General features: G+C 72.5%; 4 protein-coding genes. All 4 read left to right on the forward strand.

The genetic code is table 11. The features are described 5' to 3' along the window. The coding region (locus GUY61_RS36045; RefSeq protein WP_166634517.1) for an amidohydrolase family protein at positions 1 to 417 on the forward strand (417 nt) is incomplete at its 5' end. Then, positions 417 to 1601, forward strand: coding sequence for an acyl-CoA dehydrogenase family protein (locus GUY61_RS36050; RefSeq protein WP_166634518.1), 1185 nt, complete (start codon positions 417 to 419; stop codon positions 1599 to 1601). The genes GUY61_RS36045 and GUY61_RS36050, both read left to right, overlap by 1 nt. A gap of 7 nt (positions 1602 to 1608) precedes the next feature. After that, the gene (locus GUY61_RS36055; RefSeq protein ID WP_166634519.1) at positions 1609 to 2679 is read left to right on the forward strand and encodes an acyl-CoA dehydrogenase family protein; all 1071 of its coding nucleotides are present in this window, start codon (positions 1609 to 1611) and stop codon (positions 2677 to 2679) included. A gap of 414 nt (positions 2680 to 3093) precedes the next feature. Continuing rightward, positions 3094 to 3615: an ATP-binding protein gene (locus GUY61_RS36060; protein ID WP_166634520.1), complete on the forward strand. Its 522-nt coding sequence runs from the start codon at positions 3094 to 3096 to the stop codon at positions 3613 to 3615. Positions 3616 to 3632 lie beyond the last annotated feature (17 nt).

Consider the following 3632-nt stretch of genomic DNA (forward strand, 5'->3'; position numbering starts at 1 on the left):
GCCTCGATGATGGACTTTCTCTTCAGCGGTGTCCTGGTCAGGTTCCCCCGACTGAAACTCGCCTACAGCGAGGGACAGATGGGCTGGATCCCCTACGCCCTCGAACGCGCCGACGACGTGTGGGAGGAGCACCGGGCCTGGGGCGGCGTGCGCGATCTCGTCCCCGAACCCCCGTCGACGTACTACTACCGGCAGATCTTCTGCTGCTTCTTCCGCGACAAGCACGGCATCGACTCACTGGACGTCGTCGGCCGCGACAACGCCACGTTCGAAACGGACTACCCGCACGTCGACTCGACCTTCCCGCACACCAAGCAGGTCGCCCTCGACCACGTCAAGGGACTCGACGACGAGACCGTGTACAAGCTGATGCGCGGCAACGCCATCCGCATGCTCGGCCTCGACCTGGACCGCTGATGGACCTGACCCTCACCGAGGAGGAGGAACGGTTCAGGACCCGGCTGAGGCAATGGCTGGGGCAGGTGCTGCCGACCCTGCCGCCCAAGCCCCCGCCCGGGGACTGGCCCGGCAGGCGCGCCTACGACCTCGGCTGGCAGCGGATGCTGTACGAAGCCGGGTACGCCGGACTGCACTGGCCCCGGGACGCCGGCGGCCGAGGCGCCACCCCCGTCCAGCACCTCGTCTTCCTCGAGGAGACCGAACGGGCCGGAGCCCCCTACGTGGGCGCCAACTTCGTGGGCCTTCTGCACGCGGGACCCACCGTCGCGGCCGAGGGCACCCTCCGCCAGCGGCGGCGCTGGCTCCCGCCGATCCTGCGCGGCGAGGAGGTGTGGTGCCAGGGCTTCAGCGAGCCGGGAGCCGGCTCCGACCTGGCGGCGCTGCGCACCAGGGCCGTACGGGACGGCGACCACTACGTCGTCACCGGCTCCAAGATCTGGACCTCCCACGCCGAGGTCGCCGACTGGTGCGAACTGCTGGTGCGCACCGACCCCGAGGCCCCCAGACACCGGGGCATCTCCTGGCTGGCGCTTCCCATGGCCACGCCCGGCGTCACCGTACGCCCGCTGCGCACCCTGGCCGGGTCCACCGAGTTCGCCGAGCTGTTCCTCGACGAGGTGCGGATCCCCGTGGCCAACCGGGTGGGCGCCGAGAACGACGGCTGGCGGGTCACCATGGTCACCCTCTCCTTCGAACGCGGCACCGCCTTCGCCGGTGAGGTCGTCGCCTGCCGCCGGGCACTGGGAGAACTGGCCGCCGAGGCCCGCCGCAACGGACGCTGGGACGACACCGTGCTGCGCCGCAGGCTGGGACGGCTGGCCGCCGAGTTCACGGCACTGTGGCGGCTGATCCAGTGGAACGTGAGCGAGGTGTGGGGGAACCGGCGGGACCGGACGGGCGGGGAGAGCATCGGCGGCGTGCCCGGCGTGGGCGGCTCGGTCTTCAAGCTCCGCTACTCACAGGCACGCCAGGAGCTCTACGACACCGCGGCCGACGTCCTCGGCCCCGACGCGCTCGACCTGGACCGCGCGTGGACCACCGACCGGCTCTCCTCCCTCTCGTACACCATCGCCGCCGGCACCTCCCAGATCCAGCGGAACATCGTGGCCGAGCGCATCCTCGGCCTGCCGAAGGGCCGGTGACGCTCCCGTGGACTTCCGACTGACCCCGCAGCAGCGAGATCTGAAGGCCGGCACACGGGAACTGCTCACCCGCCGGTTCGGGCGGGAACGGCTCCGTGCCTCGGTCGGCGCGCCATGCACCGACCGCTCGTGGTGGCGGGAACTCGGCGCGGCCGGATTCTTCGCGCTGCGGCTCCCGGAGGCGGACGGCGGGACCGGGCTCGGACTGCCCGAAGCGGTCCTCGTCCTCGAAGAGGCGGGGCGGGCACTGCTGCCGGGGCCACTGGTGGCGACCCAGCTCGCCGCCGGCACGGTGAAGGGGGCCGCGGAGGGCGAGTCGGTCGTCACGGCCCTGGAGTTCGAGGTGGGCTCCGACGCGCTCGTGGCACATCTGGGGGACGCGGACGCCGTCCTGCTGCCCGAGGGCGAGGGCGAGGGCGAGGGCGTGGGCGTGGGCGTGCGCCTCGCCGAGGCGGAGTGGCTGCGCGCGGCCCCCGCGCCGGGGGCGGAGACGGCACGGGAGATACCGTCCGTCGATCCGCTCACGCCACTGTGGCGCGTGCCCGCTCCGCGGCGGGACGGCGGTGTCCGCACCGGGCTGGACGGCGCGCGGCTGCGCCTGGAGGGCGCGCTGCTCACTGCGGCCGAGCAGGTGGGAAGCGCCTTCATGACCACCGAACTCGCGGCCCGGCACGCCCGGCAGCGCGAGCAGTTCGGGCGCCCCATCGGTTCCTTCCAGGCCGTCAAGCACCTCTGCGCCGGCATGCTCGTCCGTGCGGAACTGGCCCGGTCCGCGGTCTACGCGGCGGCGCTCACAGCGGACCCGCTGGAGGTGGCCGGTGCCAAGCTGCTGGCCGACGAGGCGGCCGTCCGCAACGCCAGGGACTGCGTCCAGGTGCACGGGGGAATGGGCTTCACCTGGGAGGCGGACGTCCATCTGCACCTCAAACGCGCCTGGCTGCGAGCCGAGCGGTGGCAGCGGGCGGACCGGGCCGAGGAACTGCTTGCCGCCGGGCTCACCGGCTGGGAAGGGGAGGAGGGCGGGGAGGAGCCGGAGGGTTCGGAGGAGCCAGAAACACGTGTGGATCACGGCGCGTGACCCGTCACGCGCACGAAGAGTGACCGATTGGGCCTTTGCGGTGACCCTGGGTTGATGCGCGTTTGTGTCCTCGACAAGAATTGTCACGCACAGGAGTCGAGGGTGCCTTCGGGTAGCCTCGCTGGGATGCGAGTGGTTCTGCAGAGCGACCGCCCCGGCGTCGTCCACGCGATGGCCTCGGGGTGGGGCGTGTGTGCCGCTCGGGCCGGGTGGGAACGGGCGCGACCCGGTTGTTCGAGTGCTCGGCACGCGCATCGCACAGTATGCAGTACGCGTACTCCTTTGCGCCGGAATATGCCCGAAGCGCTTGTTGGGGTGACTGTACGTCAACCATGCTGTCCCGCATGGGGGTCACTGTCCGTGATCTCTCGGAGGCGCGAGGCGATGTTTCCGCCGGTTCGGATGGTGTGAGCGGTGCAGGTGCTTCAGGTTCAGTTGGAGGTCGGGCCGGATCCCGCGGAGGTGGGGCGTGCCCGGAGGTGGGCCCGCTCACGGCTCGCCAGGTCCGGAATACAGACCGACGAACCACTCGCGGAAACACTGATCCTGCTGATCTCCGAGCTGGTCACCAACGCCGTGGTGCACACCGGATGTCCCGCCGTGCTGCGCATGCTGCTGCCCGGGGCGCCCGAGGGCGCCGGCGAGCCCGCGGGTCTCGCCGGGACCGTGCGGGTCGAGGTGGCCGACGCCAGCGGCTGCCCGCCCCGGCCGCGGCACGCGGCCCGCGAGGACACCAGCGGCCGCGGTCTGGAGCTGGTCGACGGCCTCGCCGACCGCTGGGGCTGGCAGCGGGAGGGCGCGGGCAAGAGCATCTGGTGCGAGGTCGACCGGGCGGCACCCGCGCCCGCGGCGGCGGACGAGTCCGGCCCCCGCGGGGCCGGCGCGTACGGCGTGGGCGCCCACGGGCCCTCGTGCGCCATGACCCAGGGGGCGTAGGGCGGCCGGGCGTGGGG

This window comes from Streptomyces sp. GC420, assembly GCF_009916105.1.
Classification (GTDB): Bacteria; Actinomycetota; Actinomycetes; order Streptomycetales; family Streptomycetaceae; genus Streptomyces.

What these genes read in the sequence shown, in the direction of transcription:
- GUY61_RS36050 (WP_166634518.1), top strand. Translation starts at nt 417, where the DNA reads ATGGACCTGACCCTCACCGAGGAGGAGGAACGGTTCAGGACCCGGCTG.